The organism is Enterobacter sp. JJBC, from assembly GCF_036936505.1.
Taxonomy (GTDB): Bacteria; Pseudomonadota; Gammaproteobacteria; order Enterobacterales; family Enterobacteriaceae; genus Enterobacter; species Enterobacter hormaechei_C.
This window is the reverse complement of record NZ_CP136935.1, coordinates 3685403-3708981: the sequence shown is the minus strand read 5'-3', so window position 1 is coordinate 3708981 and position 23579 is coordinate 3685403. Positions and strand designations below refer to the sequence as shown.

Here is a 23579-nt window from a genome sequence, read left to right as displayed (position 1 = left end):
GCGTTTTGGACAACCGTAGAAGTTGCCCGGTGGCGCTGCGCTTACCGGGCCTACGATCGTAGGCCGGGTAAGGCGTCCTGTAATGAGGGCTAATGCGCCCCACCGCCCCCGCTACCGGCCCCAAACGGTGGTTTGGCAAACCACACCAGCCCCAGCAGGACGATAAAGATCCCTGCCGATATCCAGAAAATCTCGTTTGCCGAGATAATCAGCCCCTGGTTGGTGATCTGCTGGGCAAGCCAGCCGGACGCCTGCTGCTCCGTCATCCCCATCCCCTCAAGCTGGCTATACATCTGCTGAGCGTTAGGGTTGAACGGGTTCACCGCTTCGGTGAGTTGAGCATGGTGCATCGATTCCCGGTTGGTCCACAGCGTGGTGGTGATCGATGTCCCGATGGAGCCCGCCAGCGTACGGGTGAAGTTCGACAGGCTCGATGCCGCCGCCATCCGCTCAGGCGGCAAGCCGGAAAGCGTAATGGTGGTCAGCGGCATGAAGAAGCACGCTACGGCGAAGCCCTGAATAAACTGTGGCCACGCGGAGGCGCCAAAGTCCATTCCCGGTTCAAACGTATACGCGCGCCAGTAGAAGCACACGGCGTACATGATGAAGCTGAACGTCACCAGCCTGCGCATGTCGAGCTTATGGGCGAAACGGCCAATAATCGGCGACAGCAGAACCGGAATTAACCCCACCGGCGCGGAGGCCAGCCCCGCCCAGGTTGCGGTATAGCCGTACACCTCCTGCAACAGCTGCGGCAGCAGAACAATCGCGCCGAAGTAGAGCATATAGGCGAGGCTGATACACAGGCAGCCGATGGTGAAGTTTCGCGATTTAAACAACGAGAGGTCGACTATCGGGTTATCGTCCGTCAGCTCCCAGACAATCAGGAAGCTGATGGCCACCACAGCGACCACCGTCAGCACGATGATTTCCGTAGAGGCGAACCAGTCCAGCTCTTTGCCGCGGTCGAGCATGATTTGCAGGCTGCCGATGCCGACAACCAGCAGTGCCAGCCCGATGCCGTCGATCCGCCGCTGTTCAGTCAGCGTTTCGCGACCACGCAAAGACTGTAGCGTCATCAGTACCACCAGCGCACCGATGGGTACGTTGATGAAGAAGATCCAGCCCCAGTGATAGTTATCGCTGATATAGCCGCCGAGGATTGGCCCGCAAATTGGGGCGACAATCACCGTCATCGACCACAGCGCGAGCGCGATGGAGCGTTTGGCGGGCGGATAGTTGTTCAGCAGCAAACTCTGCGACAGCGGAATCAACGGCCCGGCGACAATCCCCTGGATGACGCGGAAGAAAATCAGCATCGTCAGGCTACTGGACATGCCGCAGGCCCAGGAGGCCAGCACGAACAGGATCGTCGACCAAAGGAACAGCTTCACTTCACCGACGCGCTTCGCCAGCCAGCCGGTGATGGGAATGGAGATGGCGTTCGCCACCCCGAACGAGGTAATGACCCAGGTCCCCTGGCTCAGCGATGAGCCAAGGTTCCCGGCGATCGTAGGGATCGCCACGTTTGCGATGGTGGAGTCCAGCACCTGCATGAATGTCGCCAGCGACAGCGCAATGGTCATAATGACCAGTTGCGCCCCCTCCAGCGGTTTTTGCGGCTTTTGCTGTTGCATAACGCTCACCTTCGGCTTAACCGGCGTTTGCCTTCACGATGTCATCGATCAGCTTATTGACGGGATCGAGGCTAATTTCACGGGCGTTACTTTCATAAGCTGGCGTACTGCGCACCTGGCTTGCGAGGATCTGACCGTCTCGGTTGGCGGTATCGACCGTCACCAGCGTGGAAAGGCCAATTCGCAGCGGATGGTCTGCCAGCTGCTTAGGATCCAGTTCGATACGCACAGGCAAGCGCTGTACCACTTTGATCCAGTTGCCGGTGGCGTTCTGTGCAGGCAGCAGGCTAAACGCGCTGCCGGTCCCCATGTCCAGACCGACCACTTTCCCGGTGTACTTGATGTCATCGCCGTAAATATCGCTGACCACAGTTGCGGTTTGGCCGATACGCATATGCGCCAGCTGGGTCTCTTTGAAGTTCGCATCGACCCACAGATTGTTCGCCGGAACGACCGCCATCAGCGGCGTGGTGGTGCTAATCTGCGCCCCTGGCTGTACGGAACGACGGGAAACGTAGCCGGTCATCGGGCTGACGATTTTGGTACGTTGCAGGGCAAGCCATGCGTTACGCACTTCGGTCGCCGCCTGTTTCACCGCCGGCTGGTTTTCCAGAGAAGTACCCAGCACCATCGCCTGATTAGCGTTGTACTGTTGGATCGCCACGTCCAGCTGCGCCTGTGCGCTGGCCACCGCATCGCGGGCGTGCTGCAACTCTTCACGGCCAATCAGGTTGGCGGTGCCGAGAGGAACACGACGATTGAGGTCGCTCTGCGCCTGAGCCAGCGCCGTTTTCTGCACGTCGATATTGGCCTGAAGCTGCTTGCTGTTGATCATCAGCTGGCGGGTCTGGCGAACGCTGGAGGCCAGAGCCGTCTGTGCTTTTTCAAAAGCCTGTTGGGCGTCGGTTGGATCGAGCGTGACCAGCACATCGCCTTTTTTCACAAAGTCGGTGTTATCAGCCCAGACTTTCGTCACGCTGCCTGACACCTGGGCCATGATTTGAACCTGATTCCCTGCCACGTATGCATCGTCTGTCTCTTCAACATGACGCAAGACTAAAAACCAATAGATCCCATATGCCACGGCAATAATAATAAAGAGCAAGGTCAGCAGAATAAGGGCGCTCTTACGTTTGCCCTTTTTGTTGACCGGTTGCTGCGGGGGGGTGTTCTCCGCATTTGCGCTCATTGTTGTTCTCCACGATCTTTTTATTTTCACATCGGCTGAGCCGACCTGTTGTCAGAAAGGCCAGCAGTTTCACGTGCTGGCCTGTCAGTTTTTCTTTTTAGCAATCTGGAATGTTGAGCGGATCGTCGCGTTAGCGCAGCGCCTCAAGGATGACGCCATCTTCATCCATCTGGTCCAGACGGGTGAGCAGCTTGCGAGTAATATGCTCAAGCTGGTCGCGCTCGGCGGTGCTGAGGGCAGACCAGAGCTGGTGCAGGCAGTTGTGCTGCGGTGGCAGCACTTCGCGCAAGAATTCGTGACCTTTCTCGGTCAGTTGCAGATGCAGGCAGCGGCGATCGTTATCGCTTTCACGGCGTTCAATCCAGCCGCGCTTTTCCAGTTCATCCGCGATACGGGTTGCATTGGTACGGGATGACCCCAGCGCACAGCTCAGTTCCGATGGCTGAATGCTGTGATTTTCCTGAGACTCCAGCGTAATCAACGCCATAAACAACGTCTCGTTAATCCCTTGCGCTTTCAGCATCTTGTTACGATTTTCCAGCAGCTTACCCTGCATGTGCATGCACAGGCGGGTCAGCAGAATTTCCTGATACGGGAAGTCCTCATGACGACTGGCGCGGAACTTAAGCATTTGTTCAATGGGCGTAAACGAACTATCCATTTTGGGCATAACCTCATTAATTACAGCCGATATAGTAACGACAGTGACAAATAATGTAAATGAATTATTTGTGCGGTTATATCCGCCAAACGTATGTCACCATCAGAAAGCGCCGGGTAAATCCGTGACCCGGTGAGCACAGAGAGTGTGGGGTGTGTACCCGCGAAAGAGGGGATGTGAGGACAGGGGTCTGAACTATTCATGCCGGTAGTAAATATGTCACCCACAGTAAAATTTCTGGGATAAATGATTGCTGTTACCTTAACAGATGCAGGCCCCCTTTACACCCCAGGGGACCCAAAGCAATGTAAAACTTAGTGAATTGCTTCCTGACGGTGATAGCCGCGCCACCATACCAGCAGATTTATCGCCGCGACGATGGCGCCGATGGCGCACACGCCCGTCCAGCCCGCATGCTGCCAGGCGGAGGCTGAGATGAGCGAGCCCGCCGCGCCGCCGATAAAGTAGCTGGTCATGTACCCGGCCGTCAGACGGTTACGGGCGTCCGGCTTCATGCGGTAAATCACGGTCTGGTTGGTGATGTGTACGCCCTGCACGGTGAGGTCTAGCACCAGAATACCGACAATCAGCGCCAGCACGGAGACGTGTCCGTACCAGATGGCCGCCCAGGAGAGCAGGAGTAAAACCAGCCCTGCGGAGGTGGTCATATGAGATTTACCTTTATCGGCCAGCCCACCCGCCGGGCGCGCGCCCAGTGCGCCAGCCGCGCCTGCCAGCCCGAACAGGCCAATCACGCCTTCTGAGTAGTTAAACGGTGGTGCGGCGAGCAGAAACGCCATCGACGTCCATAAGATGCTGAAGTTGGCGAAGGTGAGACACCCCAGAATGGCGCGCGTGCGCAGGAGTTTATCCCGGGTGAAGAGGCTGAAAACGGAGGCGAGGAGCTGCGGATAGTTCAGGTGATTTTCCTGCTTCACCTTTGGCAGGCCGCGCCACAGGGCCAGCGCCATGATAAGCATCAGCACGCTCGCCACCCAGTAAACGGTGCGCCAGCCGCCGAGGCTCGCCAGCAGCCCGGCAACGGTTCGCGCCAGCAGGATGCCCAGCAGCAGGCCGCTCATGATAGTACCGACCACTTTGCCGCGTTTTTCCGGGGAAGCCAGCGTCGCGGCGAGGGGAACCAGAATTTGCGCCACCACCGAGAACAGCCCCGTCAGCGCGGTGCCGATAATCATCATCGTTAACGACTGGCTGCTGGCGGTGATCAACATTCCGCCCGCCGCCAGCAGCGTCATGGAGACGATAAGCATCCGGCGCTCAAACATATCGCCTAATGGCACCAGGAACAGCAGCCCGGCCGCATAGCCGAGCTGTGCTGCGGTGACAATAAAGCCGGCGGAGCTGGCTGAAAGATCGAAGGCGCGTGCGATGGTGTCGAGCAGTGGTTGTGCGTAATAGTTGCTGGCGACGGCCAGACCCGTTGCCACGGACATTAAAAGGATGAGTGCGGGGCTAAGCCCTTGAGTTGTTTTTGTCATTAGTTTCAGGAATCGTGAGTTAAGTGATTATTTTTCCGGAAACATAATAACCAATGATGGTGAATGTTGGGGAATTGTTATGTGTGTGTTTGTGCGGTTAAGCCCCTCACCCTAACCCTCTCCCGAAGGGAGAGGGAACGCTAACACCCTCTCCCTTCGGGAGAGGGCTGGGGTGAGGGGAAAGTACTTTACTTCTGCGCCTCAAGCGCCTCTTTCACCCAGCCATCGAACTGCTGCTGGTGGGCTTTGATCCAGCCATCCACGTGGCCTTTGATATCTGCTTCGGATGATTTACCCGCGTGCATCATCGCGTTCTGGGCGTTAATGTCAGCCAGCGGCAGTTTCATCACCGAGAACAGCTTCGCCGCCGCCGGGTTTTTCTCGGCCCAGGCTTTGTTCGCCACGATATGCATAGTATTCACCGGGAAGCCATAGTTCATGCCGTTTGGCAGTTTGGTGTCGATATCTTTCTGCTCGCCCGGCAGGGAAGAGAAGGGCACCTGCAACCACACCACGTCTTTGCCCGGCTTCAGCACGTCGCTCACCCAGTACGGCGTCCAGGTGTAGTAGATCACCGGCTTGCCTTCTTTAAAGCGGGCGATGGTGTCGGCCATCATCGCAGAGTAATTGCCGTGGCTCACGTCGACGGTCTTCGCCAGATCGAAGGCTTTATTCTGGTGGTTAATCACCGCTTCACAGCCCCAGCCCGGCGAGCAGCCCATCATGTCGGCTTTGCCGTCACCGTTGGTATCAAACAGTTTTGCGATCTTCGGATCTTTCAGCTGTTCAATATTGGTGATGTGATACTTATCGGCGGTTTTCTTGTCGATCAGATATCCCTGCGCAGCGCCGGTCACAAAGGTGCCTTCGCGGTAGAATTTCTTGTCACCGCCTGCGGCGGCATACATATCGTCGTGCAGCGGCTGCCAGTTCACGGCGGTAAAGGTGGCATCGCCGGAGGCAATAGAGGTATAGCCCACGTTGTAATCCACTTCGCTGGCGGTATTCACCGTATAGCCCAGTTTCTCCAGCGCACGGCTGACAATCTGGGTCTGGAAGGACTCTTCCGAAATAGTGCTCTGCACCGGCTGCACGGTAATGCCTTTGCCCGGCAGGTCAGCGGCAACTGCGCTGGTGGAGACAAGGGTCGCAAACGCTGTGGCAAAAAGTACGTTATGTCGCATCGTTGTTCCTTATTTTGTGAATGGGCGGGTGAGTAACCCGACAGGGCCGGTGGTGTACCAGCGACGGTTGCCGCGACTGCGTGAATCACGACCGACAGCCTGGGTCAGGCGGTCAAGAATGATGGCGAGGATCACAATCCCGACGCCGCCGACGGTCGCCAGCCCCATATCGAGACGACCAATGCCGCGCAGTACCATCTGACCTAACCCGCCAACGGCAATCATTGAGGCGATCACCACCATCGACAGCGCCAGCATCAGCGTCTGGTTAACACCTGCCATAATGGTCGGCATCGCCAGCGGAAGCTGAACCTTAAACAGCATCTGACGCGGGCTGGCGCCGAACGAGCGCGATGCCTCTATCAGATCCGCAGGCACCTGGTTAATGCCCAGAATGGTCAGACGAATAATTGGCGGAAGGGCGAAGATAATGGTCACGACCACCCCCGGTACGTTACCGATGCCGAACAGCATCACGATAGGCACCAGGTAAACGAACGCTGGCGTGGTCTGCATCGCATCCAGCAGCGGGCGGATAATTTTCGCGGCCCGGGGGCTGCGCGCCAGCCAGATCCCCATCGGCAGGCCGATCACCACGCAGAACAGCAGGGCGGTCAGCACCAGCGCCAGGGTGATCATCGCCTGAGACCACGCGCCAATCGCGCCGATGGCAATCAGGGAGATCAGCGTGGCGATCCCCATACCCGCGCTGCCGAACTGCCATGCGATCAGCGAGAACAGGATAATCGCCACCGGCGCGGGCATGCCCAGCATCAGCTGCTGGAAGCCGTTCAGGATGTAATCCACCGGGATGCGGATCCCCTGGAACACCGGACGGAAGTGGGTAACGACCCAGTCGATCCCCTCCGTTACCCAGCTATCCAGCGGGATCAGCGTCTTGTGGAACGGATCCATAATATTGAAATGCTCTGGGGCAGGCGCTGGTGCGCTGTTGAGCCAGTCTGCCGCGCCGCCGCCATCGGCAGGCGCAGGCGTCGAACCCCACGCATCGGCAGATTGCGCCGCGCTGTCCGCTGCTTCAGTGGTGCCCCATGGGTTTGATTGATCAGCCATTGTTTGTCCCCTCGCGATCTAAAGCCTGTAGCAGCATCCGTTTTGAGATGATGCCAACGTACTGTTGTTCTTCACCGACGACCGGCACGGCGCACGGCGCCTGACCCACGTGAGAGAGCAACTCGCTGAGCGGCGTTTCGGCGTCCACGGCAAGCGGAGCGTCAATCAACGCCGCATCGATTCCCTGGTTTTCGCTCAGGGCGGTTTTCAGAGAGTCGATGGAGACCACGCCGACAAATTTATTGCCGCGTTCAACCAGATAACCGTATTCACGGTCTTCGTCCTGTAACAGCTTCAGCGCGGAGCGCGGGCCAAAACCTGGGGTTTTACGAATAATGCCGTTTGGTGTTCGACGGGCAATATCTTTCGCACTGAATACGTGGCTAATATCCACGCCGCGGAAGAAGGTGCGCACATAATCATTCGCCGGATTATTGAGAATTTCATCCGGTGTGCCGACCTGCACCACTTCACCATTTTGCATAATGGCGATACGGTCACCAATACGCATGGCTTCATCCAAATCGTGAGAAATAAAAACAATGGTGCGCTGATGTTTGGCCTGTAATTTTACCAGTTCATCCTGCATCTCGGTGCGAATTAAGGGATCGAGCGCCGAGAAGGCTTCGTCCATTAATAAAATGTCCGGATTAATCGCTAATGCGCGCGCTAATCCCACACGCTGACGCATACCGCCGGAGAGTTCATCCGGATACGCATGAGCATAATTTTCCAGCCCGACCTGACGCAGTGCATCAAGGGCTTTTTCCTGACGTTCCTGAGCGGGGATACCGGCTAACTCCATGCCAAAGGCGGTATTATCGAGTACCGTCATGTGCGGCATCAGTGCAAATGACTGAAACACCATCGCAATTTTCTTTCTGCGCACCTCGCGGAGTTCCGCGTCTGATATTCTGGCGATATCAACGCCGTCAATCAGCACCTGTCCGCGGGTGGGTTCAATCAGGCGATTGAGAAGGCGAACCATAGTGGATTTACCCGAACCGGATAATCCCATGATGACAAAAATCTCGCCTTCTTCAATGGCCAGACTGGCGTCTTTAACGCCAAGCGATAGCCCGGTTTTTTCCAGAATTTGCTCTTTCGAAAGGCCTTTCTCAATATATTTGAAAGCACGCTGCGGGTGCTCGCCAAATACTTTATAAAGATTTTTCACTTCTAATTTAATTGCCATGCAATAGAGAGTGTCCTGTTATTTGTTTATGTCGATATGATTACCATGGTAAATAGTTAACTGGCATTACCCTAACATACTCAGAATCTGAGACAACCCTGGGCCAGCCGAAGGCCAGAATTTTGCCGCAAGCGAAACGGCTGAATTTCCCATGAATAAAGGGCTGAGGGCGGTTTGAATTTTTCTCAATTTTTTGCTGCTGCATGGGGAAATTTCGCCTGAATCGGTGTGTTTCAGGCGAATATGACGGGGAAATTACAGTGTAGTACCTGGTGGAATATTTGGCTGGAAATAATGAAATGCAGAGTTAATTAATGAACGTTAATTCATTCATTAAAAATCCCAGTCCTCGTCTTGCGTCTCCACCGCTTTACCCATCACGTACGACGAGCCGGACCCGGAAAAGAAGTCGTGGTTTTCATCGGCGTTGGGCGACAGCGCCGCGAGGATCGCCGGGTTCACTTCCGCCATTTCCGGTGGGAATAACGCTTCGTAGCCCAGGTTCATCAGCGCCTTGTTGGCGTTGTAGCAGAGGAAGGCTTTTACGTCCTCTTCCCAGCCCGTTCCGGCGTACAGCTCCTCGGTATAACTCAGCTCGTTGTCATACAGATCCATCAGTAAATCGAGGGCACAACCTTTGAGTTCCTCGCGTTTTTCCGGGATGACTTTCTCCAGTCCTTTCTGGTACTTATAGCCGATGTAATACCCGTGTACCGCTTCATCGCGGATGATGAGGCGAATCAAATCGGCGGTGTTGGTGAGCTTGCCCCGGCTCGACCAGTACATAGGCAGCCAGAAGCCGGAATAGAAGAGGAAAGATTCCAGGAATACGCTGGCGATCTTCTTCTTCAGCGGCTCGTCGGCCCGGTAATATTCCAGCACCAGATCTGCCTTGCGCTGCAATGACGCGCTCTCTTCACTCCAGGCGTAGGCGGCGTCCACGTCCCTGGTCTGGCACAGAGTGGAGAAAATCGAGCTGTAAGAGCGGGCATGCACCGCCTCCATAAAGCTGATATTCGACATTACCGCCTCCTCGTGCGGGGTCAGCGCATCACTCATCAGCGCGGGCGCACCCACGGTATTCTGAATGGTGTCCAGCAGCGTCAGGCCGGTGAAGACGCGGATTGTCAGCTGCTGCTCGGCATGGCTCAGAGTTTGCCAGGCCGGAATATCGTTGGAGAGCGGCACCTTTTCCGGCAGCCAGAAGTTGCTGGTCAGGCGGTTCCATACCTCCAGGTCTTTATCATCCTGAATTTTGTTCCAGTTAACGGCGCTTACGCGTGACAGTTTCATCCATTCTCCTTACAGCGCGCAGGACACGCAGCCTTCAATTTCGGTGCCTTCCAGCGCGAGCTGGCGCAGGCGAATGTAGTACAGCGTTTTGATGCCTTTCTTCCAGGCGTAGATCTGCGCTTTGTTGATATCCCGCGTGGTGGCGGTGTCCGGGAAGAAGAGCGTCAGCGACAGCCCCTGATCCACATGTTTAGTCGCCTCGGCGTAGGTATCAATGATCTTTTCCGGGCCAATTTCATAGGCGTCCTGGTACAGAGCCAGATTCTCATTGGTCATAAACGGGGCAGGGTAGTAGACGCGCCCGGTTTTGCCTTCCTTACGGATTTCAATCTTCGACACGATGGGGTGGATGCTCGACGTGGCGTGATTGATATAGGAAATGGAGCCGGTTGGCGGCACCGCCTGAAGGTTCTGGTTATAAATGCCGTAGCGCATCACCTCTTCACGCAGCTGTTGCCACATCTCACGCGTCGGCAGGGTGATGCCAGCGCGGGCAAACAGCGCGCGTACTTTTTCGGTTTTCGGCTGCCAGTCGCCTTCCAGATACTGGCTGAAATACTCTCCGCTGGCGTAGCGGGACTGCTCAAAGCCTGCGAACCGCTGGTGGCGTTCGCGCGCCAGCATCATCGAGGTATGCACCGCATGCCAGGTGACGGTGTAGAAATAAAGGTTGGTGAAATCCAGCCCTTCGGGGCTGCCGTAGGCGATGCCCTCCCGCGCCAGATAGCCGTGCAGGTTCATCTGCCCAAGGCCGATGGCATGCGACGCGGCGTTGCCCGCTTCAATAGACGGTACGCTGCGGATGTGGCTCATGTCTGATACCGCCGTCAGTCCGCGAATGGCGGTCTCTACCGTGCGGCCAAAATCGGGAGAGTCCATGGTGTGGGCAATATTCAGCGACCCGAGGTTACAGGAGATATCCTTGCCCACGTCCGCGTAGTCGAGGTTCTCGTCGTAGCTGGACGCGCTGTTGACCTGCAAAATCTCCGAGCACAGATTGCTCATGTTGATGCGCCCGCCAATCGGGTTGGCGCGGTTCACCGTATCCTCGTACATGATGTACGGATAACCGGATTCAAACTGAATTTCAGCCAGCGTCTGGAAGAAATCCCGGGCGTTGATGGTTTTTTTACGAATGCGATCGTCGGCCACCAGCTCGTCGTACAGCTCGCTTATCGCCACGTCGCCAAAGGCTTTGCCGTAAATCCGCTCAACATCATACGGTGAGAAGAGCGCCATGTCGGCATTCTCTTTAGCCAGCTTAAACGTGATATCCGGGATCACCACGCCGAGCGACAGGGTTTTAATGCGGATCTTTTCATCGGCGTTTTCACGTTTGGTATCCAGAAAACGCAGAATGTCCGGGTGGTGCGCGTGCAGATAAACCGCACCCGCGCCCTGACGCGCGCCAAGCTGGTTGGCGTACGAAAAGGCATCTTCCAGCATCTTCATCACCGGGATGACGCCGGAGGACTGATTTTCGATGCGCTTAATCGGCGCGCCCGCTTCCCGCAGGTTCGAAAGCAGAAATGCCACACCGCCGCCGCGTTTCGAAAGCTGTAGCGCCGAATTTACCGCACGGCCAATCGACTCCATATTGTCTTCAATACGCAGCAGGAAGCAGGAGACCAGCTCGCCGCGCTGGGCTTTCCCGCAGTTAAGGAACGTTGGCGTGGCGGGCTGGAAGCGGCCGGAGAGGATCTCCTCCGTGAGACTTTCGGCCAGCACTTCATCGCCCTGCGCCAGCGTCAGCGCCACCATCACCACCCGATCTTCAAAGCTTTCTAAATAGCGTTTGCCGTCAAAGGTTTTCAGGGTGTAGCTGGTGTAATACTTCCACGCGCCGAGAAACGTCTGGAAGCGAAAACCGCTGGCGTGCGCCCGTTCAAACAATGCCACCACGAAGGCGCGGTCGTAGCGGGTCAGGACACGCTCTTCGTAATAACCCTCTTTTACCAGCCAGTCGAGACGTTCCTGCTGGCTGCCAAAAACGATGCTGTTCGGGCGCACATGAGCGGCAAAAAAGGCGTCCACCGCCTCACGATCTTTATCAAACTGAATGCGCCCCTCCCGGTCATAGAGGTTTAGCATGGCGTTTAATGCGTGGTAATCCGGCGTTGCCTGAATCACGCGCTCTGCGGTTGTCGTTGCCAAAATTCGTTCACTCCTTTACGCACGTTCTCTACGTCCTGCTGTGTCCCCATCAGTTCAAAACGATAGAGATACGGCACGCCGCATTTTTGAGAGATGACATCCCCGGCGCGGGCAAAGGCCTCGCCGAAGTTGCGATTGCCTGCGGCGATCACGCCGCGAATCAGCTGCCGGTTATGGGGATCGTTCAGAAAGCGGATCACCTGACGAGGCACAGCCCCTGCGGTGCCGCCACCGCCATAGCTGGGCACCACCAGAATGTAGGGTTCGTCTACCTGAATACGCTCCCGCTCGTTCAGCGGAATGCGTATCGCGGGCAGCCCGAGACGCTCCATAAACCGAAGCGTGTTTTCCGAGCTGCTGGACAAGTAGACCAGCGTGCTCATGCACTGACGCCCTGAGCGGCAAGGCGGTTGATCATGTCCGGACGGAAGCCAGACCAGCTGGTGTCGCCGGCAACCACAACCGGAAGCTGACGGAAACCCTGCGCCCGCAGGGTGTCTGCCGCGTCGGGCACCTGATCAATATTGACCATCTCAAATGCCACGCCGCGGCTCTCCATCGCCCGTTTCGTGGCGTGGCACTGAACACAATCGTTACGAGTGTAAATAATAATGCTCATGATTCGCATTTCCATTTAGAATGAGAGGACGGCGCGAGTAAACGCGTCATATTGTGTGTGTCTTACTAAAGGGAATACTAGATGTAGTTTATATAAGTTTCAACCACACAAGATATGGGAAATTCAGATTAATAAGGCCCCGATGATGAGCCTGGCGGGGCAGGGCGGGCTGTACGGTTTTTTCAGGTTGTCAGGTAAAGAAAAGCCCCGGCGCCTGAGGCTACCGGGGCTAAGAACGCGCGCTTACTTACGCAGACTAAGCAGGGCGCCGACAAAAATCCCGACCGCCGCGACCGTTCCCAGCGTACAAAGCGGTTTTTCACGTACGAAGGTGGTGGCGCAGCTGGCCATGTCGCAGGCCGCCTGAGTGGTACGTGAGCGGCCATTCATCCTTGCCCGCGTTTCACGCAGCAGAGACTGAGCCTTACGTTTCGCGGCATCTGCTTCGTCCTTCGCGTCAGAGCCCCAGGATTTCAATACGGCTTCCAGCGTGTCCGCTAATTGGCTGACATCGTTACGAATATCCTGTGTGTCGTCATTAATATCGTTTCGGTTCGGTCTGTTAAACATACGATCCTCCATAATTTGTGTTCCCGTTTAGTTTAGTCCAGAAATGTAATATCTGAAGCGAGTCACGGCTTATCGGGCAGTTTATGGAATATTCTGAAAGCCCTGCTAATGCTGAATACTGTAAGGTTGCCGGGCAGGAATGATAATGAGGAAAAGATATGTATTTACGACCCGATGAGGTGGCGCGCGTTCTTGAAAAAGAAGGGTTCACCATGGATGAGGTAACATCAAAAGCGTACGGATATCGCCGTGGTGAGAATTATGTTTACGTCAACCGTGAAGCAAGAATGGGGCGTACTGCTCTCATTATTCACCCGACACTCAAAGACAGAAGCCTGTCATTTGCTGAGCCCGCCTCGGATATTAAAACCTGCGATCATTATCAGCAATTTCCGCTCTATTTAGGCGGCGAGACGCATGAACATTATGGTATTCCGCACGGTTTCAGCTCGCGTATGGCGCTGGAGCGATTCCTGAAAGGGCTGTTTGGCGACGTACAATAACTCTGCGACTGGCATGAGCCAGTCGCCTTACCTTACGCTTTTGCCTGGCTATAAGGGCTGACTTTGAACAGGCGGCGGCAGTAGTCAAGAAAGTAACCGTACACCGCACCCATCAGCATGGATACCACGATATTTGAACTTACCGCAGCGGCGATTTGATGCCAGTCTGCGCCCACCGTCAGCAAAATAAACACATACACCGGGGACTGGAACGTCACGTAAGCCAGCACGTCCGCCAGGTTTTTTACCCAACCCGCCGGGCTAATACGCCGGGCTAAACGCATCACTGCATCGCGGTACAGGCCGTACGGCCAGGCGATCATGATATTCACCGGAATGGCCACCAGGCGCGACGAGAGAGATTGCTCAAAGGACATTCCCGACAGGAAAATTTCAATCAGCATATTCACGACGGAACAGTAAACGACCATCGCGAACGTATCCGCTACCGCATGGCGCAGGCGAGACTGCGGTGAGAACATGTCTGAACTCCTCGAACAGGACAAAAAAGTGGCGTTTTACCTGCGGCCTTTAGTGCTTTAGGTTGGTTTGTTTTGAGTGTATAGCGTATCTCTCTGGCTTTTAACTAACAAGTAGTGATTAATTTTTATTTACTGGCGCTTTAGCCATAAAATTCTCTAAAAATGTGCGTTTTTTGCGCGCTTCGTTATTTTCTCTCCTCGCGCCTATTTTAGTGAAATATATCAATGAATTAGATTATCTATGCGCGTGTGAAACCTTTGTTGTGTGGGATTTTGGAGGCGGTTTTTTGAACGGTTTAAAACAGGGTTTTTTGGCCTGGGTAAGGGCGGTATATTACGCTTTAAAACAGACATATATTTCAGGGTTATATTAACGGGATATTCTAAAACATTTACAATAATGTCAAAACGTCACAGTGGGTAGATATCAGAACCAAAATCAATTATTCTGTTGCCTGATTTATGTTATACACACGAAGAAAGGTTTTTCATTATTATGGCTTTAACGTTACAGAATCTTAATAATATTCGTACCCTCCGGGCGCTGGCACGTGAATTATCCATGGATGTTCTGGAAGAAGTGCTGGAAAAATTCCGGATTGTCACTGAAGAAAAACGCAGCGAGCAGGCTGAATTAGAGCGTCAACGCGCTGAACAGCAGGATAAAATTAATGCTCTGCTGGAACTGATGAAAGCTGACGGTATTTCTCCGAGCGATCTGTTAGGCAGTGACCTGGCGCAGGCGGGTCAGCCGACGAAAAAACGTAAAGCGCGTGCGGCGAAATATCGTTTTATTGACGCGAACGGTGAAGAAAAAACCTGGACCGGTCAGGGACGTACGCCAAAGCCAATTGCGACCGCACTGGCAAACGGTAAATCGCTGGACGATTTCCTGATCTGATGATTATTCGGGCGGTGTATTCCGCCCGATTATTGACTTAGCAGACGCCAAAGTCACCTTCTTCGGAGTACAGAACTACGTCCGCCGCTTTCAGGTGATATTTCTCGCTCTGCTCATCGCTGGCCTGCACGGCCACAATGTTTTCACCATTCACTTCGAGCACTTTCAGTTTCGGACCGCCCTGACGCGGTTGGACATAATCACCGACAGAAAACATAGCACCTCCTCATCATTGTCATGATCTTCACCATAGCCCACGTCCGGGACGGGGTACAGCCTAATCTTTCAGATACTCCTTATCAGGTACGTCGGTTCCACGGCATCACTTTCAGAAGTCGCGCCATACCGCAAAAACCTGTCACTCCGGCGAACAGCAGCCCGGCGCCCACAAAACCGCTCAGCAGGAAAAAACCGCTGGAGACGCTGTAACCCAACACCACGCCGCAGAGGATCAGCAGCCCGGCAGCGATCTGCACCTGACGCATCAGCGGAAGCGGCTGCGATCGATCTTCAACGGTCAGCAGCCCGGCCTGTTTCCAGCCCTGAATGCCTCCCTCAACCACACAGGCGTTCGCAGGGGATGCTGCCTGCGCCAGACGAGCAGCATTGTTTGAGGTTCGTGCGCCGGACTGACAGTGGAAAATCACCGTTTCTCCCGGCGCCGCGTTAAGCCCGCCGGGTAACGAATCCAGCGGAATGGAGTGCGCCGCCGGAATATGCTCGCGGGCATACTCGTCGGGGTCGCGAATATCGATAAGTTTGGCGCCTTCAGCAATAAGCGCGTTTGCCTGCTGCGGCGAAATAAGAGGAAGAGACATTATGTTTCCTTACGGTCAATTTCAGAACAGTAGAGCATTTAAGGCCGGGTTTAAGCCAGTGTAAAGAGGGTAAAGGCAGGTAAAAGCGCGAGAGATGAATGGCAGTTACCCTTAAACTGGCTACGCTTAGAGAAGTGTCTTTTATAATTTTCAATTGGTTAGCTTGCACGGAGTTATTTATGGGTTTTTGGCGCGTTCTTTTTACGATTATTCTCCCGCCGCTGGGCGTGCTGCTTGGCAAGGGGCTGGGCTGGGCGTTTATTCTGAATATCCTTCTGACCATCCTGGGCTACTTCCCCGGTCTTATCCACGCATTTTGGGTTCAGACGAAGAGCTAGGTACGCCACAGTAAGTCACTGTAGATCCGGGTCAGCACGCCTTCGGGGCCAAATTGCTGTTTTATCCAGCGCGTGACCTGACCGGTCGCCGCATGCTGCGTGGCGAGCAGCATGCGCGAATCCTGGCGCGGATTATTGATTCGCCGCGTTACCAGCAGCCCATCCTCCACCGCCTCACGCGTCATGTATTCCGGTAAAAATCCAATACCTTCCCCCAGGATCTGACACTGGCATTTCGTGTTGAAGTCCGGCACCAGAATCGCCTCCTGACCGTGAAGCAGCCAGCCCACCTTCTTATTGATGGTATGCGCGGTATCCTCGACCATGATATTGGGATACAGACGCAGCTGACTTTCGGAGATGGGCTCCGGGGCGAACGCCAGCGGATGCGTGGGCGCGATGGCAAATACCCAGCGGATCGCGCCTATCTCGGTATAATCAATGCCGCCGCCGTCCAGCAGCGTATCCGGCGCGCCAATGGCGATATTGGCCTGATTATTAATGATGGAATCCCAGACGCCGTTATACACCTCGGTCGTCACCGTGATCTGGCAGGTGGGAAACTGTTTTTTCAGCACCTGGAGCAAACGCGCGGTATGGCGTGGCGTATACAAAAGCTGATTTATGCAGATGCGCACCCGCGTCTCAATGCCCTGAGAAATGGTATCAATCCCGCGCTTGATGGCATGAAAGTCATTCAGCAGGTCGGTCGCTTTACGATAAAAATAAAAACCGGATTCGGTCAGCTCAATGCTGCGCGTGTTGCGTACAAACAGCACCACGTCCAGGCCGGTCTCCATGCGTTTGATGGTGTAACTGATGGCCGAGGTGGTTACGCCCAGCTCGGCAGCCGCTTTGCTAAAACTGCCAAAACGTGCCGCGGTGGTGAAGGCCAGCAAATTCTCTTCGGTAAAGATGGAATTCATATTATGGCTCCTGGTGACCATCAGTTTTGAACATATTTTAACACTGGCGTTACATCATAGTTGATGTTGGTCACAGTTCTGTATTTTTACGTAGGGCCGCGCTGTGTAAGGCTTTTTCAGCCATAAGGATAATGCAGCCTGAAGTGTGTAAAAGCGGTAAAACATAAGAAAAAGGTTGCACAGACGCACGTTTCTGCCGGACCGTTGAATTTAACTCAACAATGAATTGCGTGTCGATGAATGATTTTTAAGCGGATTCTTTTATGACCAGGCTGTTGCTATTCTCAGGCCATCAGAAGTGAAACATAGGGAGTCTGAATATGTCTGCAACTGCACTGGTTACAGAATTTCTGCTGGCGGCAGAAGAGGGCAATATCGACGCGCTAAAAGCCTGCCTGGAAAAAGGCGTGGATATTAACGTAACCAACCGCCAGAAAAGAACCGCCATTATTATTGCCAGCCTGAAAAAGCATTACGCCTGTGTGGAATTTTTAATTGCCGCCGGGGCGGATATTGATAAACAGGACCAGACCTGTTTTAACCCCTTCCTGATCAGCTGCCTGACCAATGATTTAACCCTGCTGCGCATTGTCCTTCCGGCGGATCCGGATCTCGACCGTCTGACGCGCTTTGGCGGCGTGGGCATTACCCCTGCCAGTGAAAAAGGGCACGTTGAAATCGTGCGTGAGCTGCTGGAAAAAACCGACATCAACGTCAACCACACCAATTTTGTCGGCTGGACGCCGTTGCTGGAGGCCATCGTATTAAACGACGGCGGCGCAAAGCAGCAGGAAATTGTGAAGCTGCTGCTGGATCACGGCGCGAACCCGCACATGACCGATAAATACGGCAAAACCCCGCTCGAACTGGCGCGGGAAAAAGGCTTCAACGCGATCGCAGACCTGCTGCTGGCGGCAGGCGCGTAGCGCATTCGGTCAGCCTTCCCCTGGCTGGCCGTTACTGAAAAAACGCATTGTTACCGACGTGCATTTAGCACGACGGCGGCCCCCTTTTATCTTAAACAGGTGAAAATAATGCCAACCAAAATCGTCATAAAAAAGAATACGTATTTCGATTCGGTTTCCTTAATGTCGGTTTCCACCAAAGCCAATAAATTGCCGGGCGTCGAGCAGGCGTTTGTGGCGATGGCGACGGAAATGAACAAAGGCGTATTAAAAAACCTCGGGCTATTAACGCCGGAATTAGCGGACGCGAAAAATGGCGACCTGATGATCGTGATTAAAGGCGACGCGGCAAATGATGAAACCCTGGCCGCCATTGAAGCGCTGTTCACGCGTAAAGAGCGCACGGGCTCCCATGAAGCACGCTACGCGTCGATTGCCAGCGCCAAAACCCATCGTCCGGACAGCAACCTGGCGGTGATTTCCGTCAACGGCACCTTCGCCGCCCGGGAAGCGCGTCAGGCGCTGGAAAACAATCTTAACGTGATGCTGTTCTCCGATAACGTATCGCTCGACGACGAGCTGGCGCTGAAGCAGCTGGCGCATGAAAAGGGTCTGCTGATGATGGGGCCAGACTGCGGCACCGCCATTATCAACGGCGCGGGGCTGTGCTTCGCCAACGCGGTGCGTCGCGGGCCGATTGGCATCGTTGGCGCCTCCGGTACCGGCAGCCAGGAGCTGAGCGTGCGCATTCATGAGTTCGGCGGCGGCGTGTCGCAGTTAATCGGCACCGGCGGACGCGATCTTAGCGAGAAGATCGGCGGCCTGATGATGCTCGACGCCATCGACATGCTGGAGGCGGACGACGCGACTCGGGTGATAGCGCTCATCTCCAAACCGCCAGCACCCGCGGTGGCTGAGAAGGTGCTGGCCCGGGCACGCGCCTGCCGCAAGCCTGTAGTTGTGTGCTTCCTGGGCCGCAACGAACCGCCTGCCGATGAAGACGGTTTGCAGTTTGCTCGTGGCACCAAAGAGGCGGCCCTGAAAGCGGTGCTGCTTACCGGCATTAAAAAAGACGACCTGGATTTACATCCGCTCAACTGGCCGCTGATCGAAGAGGTACGCACCCGCCTGACGTCGCAGCAGAAATACATTCGCGGCCTGTTCTGCGGCGGCACCCTGTGCGACGAAGCGATGTTTGCCGCGCTGGAGAAGTTTGACGATGTTTACAGCAACATCCAGCCGGACCCGGCCAGGCGTCTGAAAGATATCAGCGTTAGCCAGGCCCACACCTTCCTTGATTTCGGTGACGATGATTTCACCAACGGCAAGCCACACCCAATGATCGACCCGACCAACCGCATCAGCCGCCTGCTACAGGAGGCGCGCGATCCGCAGGTGGGCGTCATCGTGATGGACTTCGTGCTGGGCTTTGGCGCGCACGACGATCCGGTGGGGGTGATGATCGAGGCGATCAAAGAGGCACAGGCGATCGCGAACGCCGACAACCGTCCGCTGGAAATTCTCGGCTACGTGCTCGGCACCGATCAGGATCCGCAGTCGCTGGCGCAGCAGTGCCAGCTGCTGACCGACGCAGGCGTCATCTGGGCCAGCAGCAGCACCAACACCGGATTACTGGCACGCGAATTTGTCTGCAAAGGGGAGAAAGCATAATGACCACTTTATTCAACCAGCCGCTAAACGTCATTAACGTCGGCATTGCGATGTTCAGCGACGACCTCAAAAAGCAGCACGTTCCCGTGACCCAGCTCGACTGGACGCCGCCGGGGCAGGGCAATATGCAGGTTGTTAAAGCGCTCGACCAGCTGGCGGAAAAACCGCTGGCGGAGAAAATTGCCGCCGCGAACAAAATTGCCCTGGAGCGGATTATTCAGTCCCATCCGGTGCTGGTGGGCTATGACCAGGCCATCAACGTGGTGCCGGGCATGACCCGCACGACCATTCTGCACGCCGGTCCGCCAGTTACCTGGGAAAACATGTGCGGTGCGATGAAAGGCGCGGTTACCGGCGCGCTGGTGTTTGAAGGGCTGGCGACGGATCTGGACGATGCGGCAAGGATCGCCGCCTCCGGAGATATTACGTTCTCGCCTTGCCACGAGCATGACTGCGTGGGCTCGATGGCGGGCGTCACCTCCGCGTCGATGTTTATGCACATCGTTGAGAACAAAACTTATGGCAACCGCGCCTTCACCAACCTCAGCGAGCAGATGGCGAAGATCCTGCGCATGGGGGCTAACGACCAGAGCGTGATCGAGCGCCTGAACTGGATGCGCGACGTGCTCGGCCCGATGCTGCGCGACGCGATGAAGATTATCGGCGAAATCGACCTGCGCCTGATGCTGGCCCAGGCGCTGCACATGGGCGACGAGTGCCACAACCGCAACAACGCGGGCACCACGCTGCTTATTCAGGCGCTGACGCCGGGGCTGATCCAGGCGGGCTATCCGGTGGCGCAGCAGCGTGAAGTGTTCGAGTTTGTCGCCAGCAGCGACTACTTCTCCGGTCCGACGTGGATGGCGATGTGTAAGGCCGCGCTGGATGCCGCCCACGGCATTGAGTACAGCACCGTCGTCACCACCATGGCGCGCAACGGCTACGAGTTCGGCCTGCGCGTTTCCGGCCTGCCGGGGCAGTGGTTTACCGGCCCGGCGCAGCAGGTGATCGGCCCGATGTTCGCGGGCTATAAGCCGGAAGACTCCGGGCTGGATATCGGCGACAGCGCGATTACCGAAACCTACGGCATCGGCGGCTTTGCGATGGCGACGGCCCCGGCCATCGTTGCGCTGGTGGGCGGCACGGTGGAGGAAGCCATCGATTTTTCTCGCCAGATGCGCGAAATCACCCTCGGCGAAAACCCGAACGTCACCATTCCGCTGCTCTCCTTTATGGGCATCCCGACCGCCATCGACATCATGAAGGTCGCGGGCAGCGGCATTCTGCCGGTCATTAATACCGCCATTGCCCACAAGGACGCCGGGATCGGCATGATTGGGGCGGGCATCGTTCACCCGCCGTTTAGCTGTTTTGAAAAGGCGCTGTTAACCTTCCGCGATCGCTACTTTTTATAAGGCATGCATCCATGAAAAACATGAAACTGGAGTGGAAAAGAGGTGACTGGGCAGCTTATTTCGGGTTGATGACCAACAACCTGACCAATTTGCTGACCATGATGGGGCTGCTCATTTTTGTCGTCGGCATCCCGAAGGAGATTGTTTATGGACGCATCGCGCCAGCCTTCGGGCTGGCGGTGCTGGTGGCGAGTCTTTGCTATACGTGGTTTGGCCTGCAAATGGCGCGCGCTACCGGACGAACGGACGTCACCGCGTTGCCGTCCGGCCCGAGCGCGCCGTCGATTTTTACCGTGACCTTCCTGGTCTTAATGCCGGTTTACCAGCAAACTGGCGATGCGGATTTCGCGATTCAGATTGGCCTGGTGTGGTGCTTTGTGGAAGCGATGATCCTCGCGGGCGGTTCCTTCCTGGGGGAAACCATCCGCAAGATGATCCCGCGTACCGTGCTGCTGTCGTGCCTGTCCGGTCTTGGCCTGCTGCTGCTGGCGATGAACCCGATGTTGCAGGCGTTCGAAGCGCCGACCGTGTCGTTTATCGTCCTGCTGCTGATCTTCATTAACTGGTTCGGTAAAAAGCCGATTTTCGCCCGTATCCCGACCGGCCTGCTGTTGTTAATTGCCGGTACTCTACTTGCGTGGATCTCCGGCCTGCAAAGCCCGGATGCCATTAAAGCGTCCATGTCATCCTTCGGCTTTAACCCGCCGGAAGTGCACGTGGACAGCTTCATGCAGGGGCTGCCGCACGCGCTGCCGTATCTGGCGTCCGCCGTACCGCTGGGGCTGGCGAACTACATCTTTGACCTGGAGAACATCGAAAGCGCCCACGCGGCGGGGGATGAATACCCGACCCGCAAGGTAATGCTGGCGAACGGTCTGGCCTCGATGCTCGGCTGCCTGATGGGCAATCCGTTCCCGGTCACGGTCTACGTCGGCCATCCTGGCTGGAAAGCGATGGGCGCCAGCATCGGCTACACCCTGGCGTCCGGCGTGACCATGTTCATCGTGCCGCTGTTCGGGCTGGGGGCCTTTATGCTCGCCATCATACCGATGACCGCCATCGTGCCGATTCTGGTGTTTATCGGCGTCGTCACCGCCAACCAGGTGGTGAGGGAAACCCCGAAAGTGGAGGTGCCCGTCATCTTCATCTGCCTGTTCCCGTGGATCGCCAACTGGGCGCTGACCATGATGAACAGCGTGATGAGCGCCGCGGGGACCAGCGCGGCGAAAATCGGCACCGACGTGCTGCACAGCAAGGGGATCTACTACGAAGGCTTGATGCATCTCGGCAACGGCGCGCCGCTCGCCAGCATGCTCTGGGGCTGTATCGCCATCTTCGCCATTATCAACAAACCGCTGCGCGGGGCCGTCGCCGCCGCAGGAGGCGCGCTGCTGGCGCTGTTTGGCGTGATCCACGCCCCGGTGGTGGGCTTTGCCGAGGGCAGTTCCCTGATGTTTGTCACGGCCTACCTGATGATGGGCGGGATGTTTGTGGTGAAGCATGTGCTGGATACCTCTGTTAATCCCCCTCTCCCTGTGGGAGAGGGCCGGGGTGAGGGCACCAGAACGCACCTTCTAAAGGAAACAAAATGAAAGAGCTTATGGTCGTCGCCATCGGCGGCAACAGCATTATCAAAGACAACGCCAGCCAGTCGATTGAGCATCAGGCGCAGGCGGTCAAAGCGGTGGCTGAGTCGGTGCTCGAAATGCTGGCCTCGGACTATGACATCGTGCTCACCCATGGCAATGGCCCGCAGGTGGGGCTGGATCTGCGCCGCGCCGAAATCGCCCACGAGCGGGAAGGGCTGCCGCTGACCCCGCTGGCAAACTGCGTGGCGGATACCCAGGGCGGCATCGGCTACCTGATCCAGCAGGCGCTCAACAACCGCCTGGCGGCGCGTGGCGAGCAAAAGGCGGTCACGGTCGTCACCCAGGTGGAGGTGGATAAAAACGATCCCGGCTTTACGCACCCGACAAAACCGATCGGCGCGTTCTTCAGCGAGGCGCAGCGCGACGAGCTACAGCTCGCGCACCCGGACTGGCATTTTGTCGAGGATTCAGGCCGGGGCTATCGCCGCGTGGTGGCCTCGCCCCAGCCGCGGCGCATCGTCGAGGCGGATGCGATTAAGGCGCTAACGCAGAAAGGTTTTGTGGTCATCGGCGCGGGCGGTGGAGGCATTCCCGTGGTGCGCAGTGAACAGGGCGATTACCAGAGCGTGGATGCGGTTATCGATAAAGATCTCTCCACCGCGCTGCTGGCGCGCGAGATCCGCGCTGACGTGCTGGTGATCACCACCGGCGTGGAGAAAGTGTGCGTGAACTTCGGCAAGCCGAACCAGCAGGCGCTGGATACCGTCAACGTGGCGCAGATGAAGCGCTACATGGATGAAGGCCACTTCCCGGCGGGCAGCATGTTGCCAAAAATCGTCGCTTCGCTGGAATTTTTACGCCATGGCGGCAGGCGCGTAATCATCACCTCGCCGGACTGCCTGCCCGCAGCGCTGCGCGGTGAAACGGGTACCCATATTATTAATGAAGGAAGATAA

24 protein-coding genes are annotated in these 23579 nt (G+C 56.1%); 8 read left to right on the top strand and 16 right to left on the bottom strand.

From position 1 onward, the window contains the following. Positions 1-89 precede the first annotated feature (89 nt). From emrB to RY075_RS17725, 12 genes are all read right to left on the bottom strand, one after another. Positions 90-1637: a multidrug efflux MFS transporter permease subunit EmrB gene (gene emrB, locus RY075_RS17780; protein WP_338627872.1), complete on the bottom strand. Its 1548-nt coding sequence runs from the start codon at positions 1635-1637 to the stop codon at positions 90-92. A 16-nt stretch (positions 1638-1653) separates the two neighbouring features. After that, entirely contained in the window at positions 1654-2826 is a 1173-nt protein-coding gene (gene emrA, locus RY075_RS17775; RefSeq protein ID WP_022651722.1) for a multidrug efflux MFS transporter periplasmic adaptor subunit EmrA, read from the bottom strand. Between the two features lie 130 nt (positions 2827-2956). Next, positions 2957-3487 (bottom strand): multidrug efflux transporter EmrAB transcriptional repressor EmrR, encoded by a 531-nt coding sequence (emrR, locus tag RY075_RS17770; RefSeq protein ID WP_017694792.1) that lies wholly within the window; start codon positions 3485-3487, stop codon positions 2957-2959. A gap of 314 nt (positions 3488-3801) precedes the next feature. Further along, positions 3802-4986 (bottom strand): MFS transporter, encoded by a 1185-nt coding sequence (locus tag RY075_RS17765; RefSeq protein WP_032610002.1) that lies wholly within the window; start codon positions 4984-4986, stop codon positions 3802-3804. A 188-nt stretch (positions 4987-5174) separates the two neighbouring features. Beyond that, the gene (gene proX / locus RY075_RS17760; protein ID WP_017382774.1) at positions 5175-6170 is read right to left on the bottom strand and encodes a glycine betaine/L-proline ABC transporter substrate-binding protein ProX; all 996 of its coding nucleotides are present in this window, start codon (positions 6168-6170) and stop codon (positions 5175-5177) included. A 9-nt stretch (positions 6171-6179) separates the two neighbouring features. Next, positions 6180-7244 carry a glycine betaine/L-proline ABC transporter permease ProW gene (proW, locus tag RY075_RS17755; RefSeq protein WP_015571659.1) on the bottom strand — a complete coding sequence of 355 codons (1065 nt, stop codon included), beginning with the start codon at positions 7242-7244 and terminating at the stop codon, positions 6180-6182. Then, a complete protein-coding gene (gene proV, locus RY075_RS17750; protein WP_022651720.1) occupies positions 7237-8439 on the bottom strand; it encodes a glycine betaine/L-proline ABC transporter ATP-binding protein ProV in 1203 nt (400 codons plus the stop codon). The genes proW and proV overlap by 8 nt, the downstream gene beginning before the upstream one ends. 333 nt (positions 8440-8772) lie before the next feature. After that, entirely contained in the window at positions 8773-9732 is a 960-nt protein-coding gene (nrdF, locus tag RY075_RS17745) for a class 1b ribonucleoside-diphosphate reductase subunit beta (RefSeq protein WP_338627870.1), read from the bottom strand. A gap of 9 nt (positions 9733-9741) precedes the next feature. Continuing rightward, the gene (gene nrdE, locus RY075_RS17740; RefSeq protein ID WP_022651719.1) at positions 9742-11886 is read right to left on the bottom strand and encodes a class 1b ribonucleoside-diphosphate reductase subunit alpha; all 2145 of its coding nucleotides are present in this window, start codon (positions 11884-11886) and stop codon (positions 9742-9744) included. Next, positions 11859-12269 carry a class Ib ribonucleoside-diphosphate reductase assembly flavoprotein NrdI gene (nrdI, locus tag RY075_RS17735; protein WP_325773935.1) on the bottom strand — a complete coding sequence of 137 codons (411 nt, stop codon included), beginning with the start codon at positions 12267-12269 and terminating at the stop codon, positions 11859-11861. Before nrdI ends, nrdE begins: the two co-directional genes overlap by 28 nt. After that, positions 12266-12505, bottom strand: a complete 240-nt coding sequence (nrdH, locus tag RY075_RS17730; RefSeq protein WP_017382770.1) for a glutaredoxin-like protein NrdH — start codon at positions 12503-12505, stop codon at positions 12266-12268. The genes nrdI and nrdH overlap by 4 nt, the downstream gene beginning before the upstream one ends. 243 nt (positions 12506-12748) lie before the next feature. After that, positions 12749-13075 (bottom strand): DUF883 domain-containing protein, encoded by a 327-nt coding sequence (locus RY075_RS17725; RefSeq protein WP_017382769.1) that lies wholly within the window; start codon positions 13073-13075, stop codon positions 12749-12751. A gap of 158 nt (positions 13076-13233) precedes the next feature. Here RY075_RS17725 and RY075_RS17720 point away from each other — a divergent pair, with 158 nt between their 5' ends. Next, positions 13234-13578, top strand: a complete 345-nt coding sequence (locus tag RY075_RS17720; RefSeq protein WP_006811693.1) for a DUF2002 family protein — start codon at positions 13234-13236, stop codon at positions 13576-13578. Positions 13579-13610: 32 nt separating this feature from the next. Here RY075_RS17720 and alaE read toward each other — a convergent pair whose 3' ends face one another. Beyond that, positions 13611-14060 carry an L-alanine exporter AlaE gene (gene alaE / locus RY075_RS17715; protein WP_022651718.1) on the bottom strand — a complete coding sequence of 150 codons (450 nt, stop codon included), beginning with the start codon at positions 14058-14060 and terminating at the stop codon, positions 13611-13613. A gap of 496 nt (positions 14061-14556) precedes the next feature. Here alaE and stpA point away from each other — a divergent pair, with 496 nt between their 5' ends. Next, positions 14557-14961: a DNA-binding protein StpA gene (gene stpA / locus RY075_RS17710; RefSeq protein ID WP_022651717.1), complete on the top strand. Its 405-nt coding sequence runs from the start codon at positions 14557-14559 to the stop codon at positions 14959-14961. 37 nt (positions 14962-14998) lie between these two features. Here the strand turns inward: stpA and RY075_RS17705 are convergent, their stop codons facing one another. Both RY075_RS17705 and RY075_RS17700 read right to left on the bottom strand, forming a co-directional pair. After that, positions 14999-15178, bottom strand: a complete 180-nt coding sequence (locus tag RY075_RS17705; RefSeq protein WP_045346174.1) for a hypothetical protein — start codon at positions 15176-15178, stop codon at positions 14999-15001. Positions 15179-15260: 82 nt separating this feature from the next. Next, complete coding sequence (locus tag RY075_RS17700; RefSeq protein WP_032609995.1) at positions 15261-15779, bottom strand: rhodanese family protein; 519 nt, start codon at positions 15777-15779, stop codon at positions 15261-15263. Positions 15780-15958: 179 nt separating this feature from the next. Between RY075_RS17700 and RY075_RS17695 the strand changes: the two genes are divergently transcribed. Beyond that, positions 15959-16117 (top strand): YqaE/Pmp3 family membrane protein, encoded by a 159-nt coding sequence (locus tag RY075_RS17695; protein ID WP_023314704.1) that lies wholly within the window; start codon positions 15959-15961, stop codon positions 16115-16117. Here RY075_RS17695 and RY075_RS17690 read toward each other — a convergent pair. Beyond that, entirely contained in the window at positions 16114-17043 is a 930-nt protein-coding gene (locus tag RY075_RS17690; RefSeq protein ID WP_015571650.1) for a LysR substrate-binding domain-containing protein, read from the bottom strand. The two genes, RY075_RS17695 and RY075_RS17690, sit on opposite strands and share 4 nt — an antisense overlap. Before the next feature lie 320 nt (positions 17044-17363). Here RY075_RS17690 and RY075_RS17685 point away from each other — a divergent pair, with 320 nt between their 5' ends. From RY075_RS17685 to RY075_RS17665, 5 genes are all read left to right on the top strand, one after another. Next, the gene (locus tag RY075_RS17685) at positions 17364-17969 is read left to right on the top strand and encodes an ankyrin repeat domain-containing protein (protein ID WP_022651715.1); all 606 of its coding nucleotides are present in this window, start codon (positions 17364-17366) and stop codon (positions 17967-17969) included. Between the two features lie 108 nt (positions 17970-18077). After that, a complete protein-coding gene (fdrA, locus tag RY075_RS17680; RefSeq protein WP_338627869.1) occupies positions 18078-19619 on the top strand; it encodes an acyl-CoA synthetase FdrA in 1542 nt (513 codons plus the stop codon). Beyond that, a complete protein-coding gene (locus RY075_RS17675) occupies positions 19619-21034 on the top strand; it encodes a DUF1116 domain-containing protein (protein ID WP_172745079.1) in 1416 nt (471 codons plus the stop codon). Before fdrA ends, RY075_RS17675 begins: the two co-directional genes overlap by 1 nt. A gap of 11 nt (positions 21035-21045) precedes the next feature. Beyond that, positions 21046-22626, top strand: coding sequence for a hypothetical protein (locus tag RY075_RS17670; RefSeq protein WP_022651712.1), 1581 nt, complete (start codon positions 21046-21048; stop codon positions 22624-22626). Beyond that, positions 22623-23579, top strand: a complete 957-nt coding sequence (locus RY075_RS17665) for a carbamate kinase family protein (protein ID WP_063944425.1) — start codon at positions 22623-22625, stop codon at positions 23577-23579. The genes RY075_RS17670 and RY075_RS17665 overlap by 4 nt, the downstream gene beginning before the upstream one ends.

Coding starts and splice junctions, on each gene's coding strand:
- emrB (WP_338627872.1), bottom strand. CDS start 1,637: ATGCAACAGCAAAAGCCGCAAAAACCGCTGGAGGGGGCGCAACTGGTC.
- emrA (WP_022651722.1), bottom strand. CDS start 2,826: ATGAGCGCAAATGCGGAGAACACCCCCCCGCAGCAACCGGTCAACAAA.
- emrR (WP_017694792.1), bottom strand. CDS start 3,487: ATGGATAGTTCGTTTACGCCCATTGAACAAATGCTTAAGTTCCGCGCC.
- RY075_RS17765 (WP_032610002.1), bottom strand. CDS start 4,986: ATGACAAAAACAACTCAAGGGCTTAGCCCCGCACTCATCCTTTTAATG.
- proX (WP_017382774.1), bottom strand. CDS start 6,170: ATGCGACATAACGTACTTTTTGCCACAGCGTTTGCGACCCTTGTCTCC.
- proW (WP_015571659.1), bottom strand. CDS start 7,244: ATGGCTGATCAATCAAACCCATGGGGCACCACTGAAGCAGCGGACAGC.
- proV (WP_022651720.1), bottom strand. CDS start 8,439: ATGGCAATTAAATTAGAAGTGAAAAATCTTTATAAAGTATTTGGCGAG.
- nrdF (WP_338627870.1), bottom strand. CDS start 9,732: ATGAAACTGTCACGCGTAAGCGCCGTTAACTGGAACAAAATTCAGGAT.
- nrdI (WP_325773935.1), bottom strand. CDS start 12,269: ATGAGCACGCTGGTCTACTTGTCCAGCAGCTCGGAAAACACGCTTCGG.
- nrdH (WP_017382770.1), bottom strand. CDS start 12,505: ATGAGCATTATTATTTACACTCGTAACGATTGTGTTCAGTGCCACGCC.
- RY075_RS17725 (WP_017382769.1), bottom strand. CDS start 13,075: ATGTTTAACAGACCGAACCGAAACGATATTAATGACGACACACAGGAT.
- RY075_RS17720 (WP_006811693.1), top strand. CDS start 13,234: ATGTATTTACGACCCGATGAGGTGGCGCGCGTTCTTGAAAAAGAAGGG.
- alaE (WP_022651718.1), bottom strand. CDS start 14,060: ATGTTCTCACCGCAGTCTCGCCTGCGCCATGCGGTAGCGGATACGTTC.
- stpA (WP_022651717.1), top strand. CDS start 14,557: ATGGCTTTAACGTTACAGAATCTTAATAATATTCGTACCCTCCGGGCG.
- RY075_RS17705 (WP_045346174.1), bottom strand. CDS start 15,178: ATGTTTTCTGTCGGTGATTATGTCCAACCGCGTCAGGGCGGTCCGAAA.
- RY075_RS17700 (WP_032609995.1), bottom strand. CDS start 15,779: ATGTCTCTTCCTCTTATTTCGCCGCAGCAGGCAAACGCGCTTATTGCT.
- RY075_RS17695 (WP_023314704.1), top strand. CDS start 15,959: ATGGGTTTTTGGCGCGTTCTTTTTACGATTATTCTCCCGCCGCTGGGC.
- RY075_RS17690 (WP_015571650.1), bottom strand. CDS start 17,043: ATGAATTCCATCTTTACCGAAGAGAATTTGCTGGCCTTCACCACCGCG.
- RY075_RS17685 (WP_022651715.1), top strand. CDS start 17,364: ATGTCTGCAACTGCACTGGTTACAGAATTTCTGCTGGCGGCAGAAGAG.
- fdrA (WP_338627869.1), top strand. CDS start 18,078: ATGCCAACCAAAATCGTCATAAAAAAGAATACGTATTTCGATTCGGTT.
- RY075_RS17675 (WP_172745079.1), top strand. CDS start 19,619: ATGACCACTTTATTCAACCAGCCGCTAAACGTCATTAACGTCGGCATT.
- RY075_RS17670 (WP_022651712.1), top strand. CDS start 21,046: ATGAAAAACATGAAACTGGAGTGGAAAAGAGGTGACTGGGCAGCTTAT.
- RY075_RS17665 (WP_063944425.1), top strand. CDS start 22,623: ATGAAAGAGCTTATGGTCGTCGCCATCGGCGGCAACAGCATTATCAAA.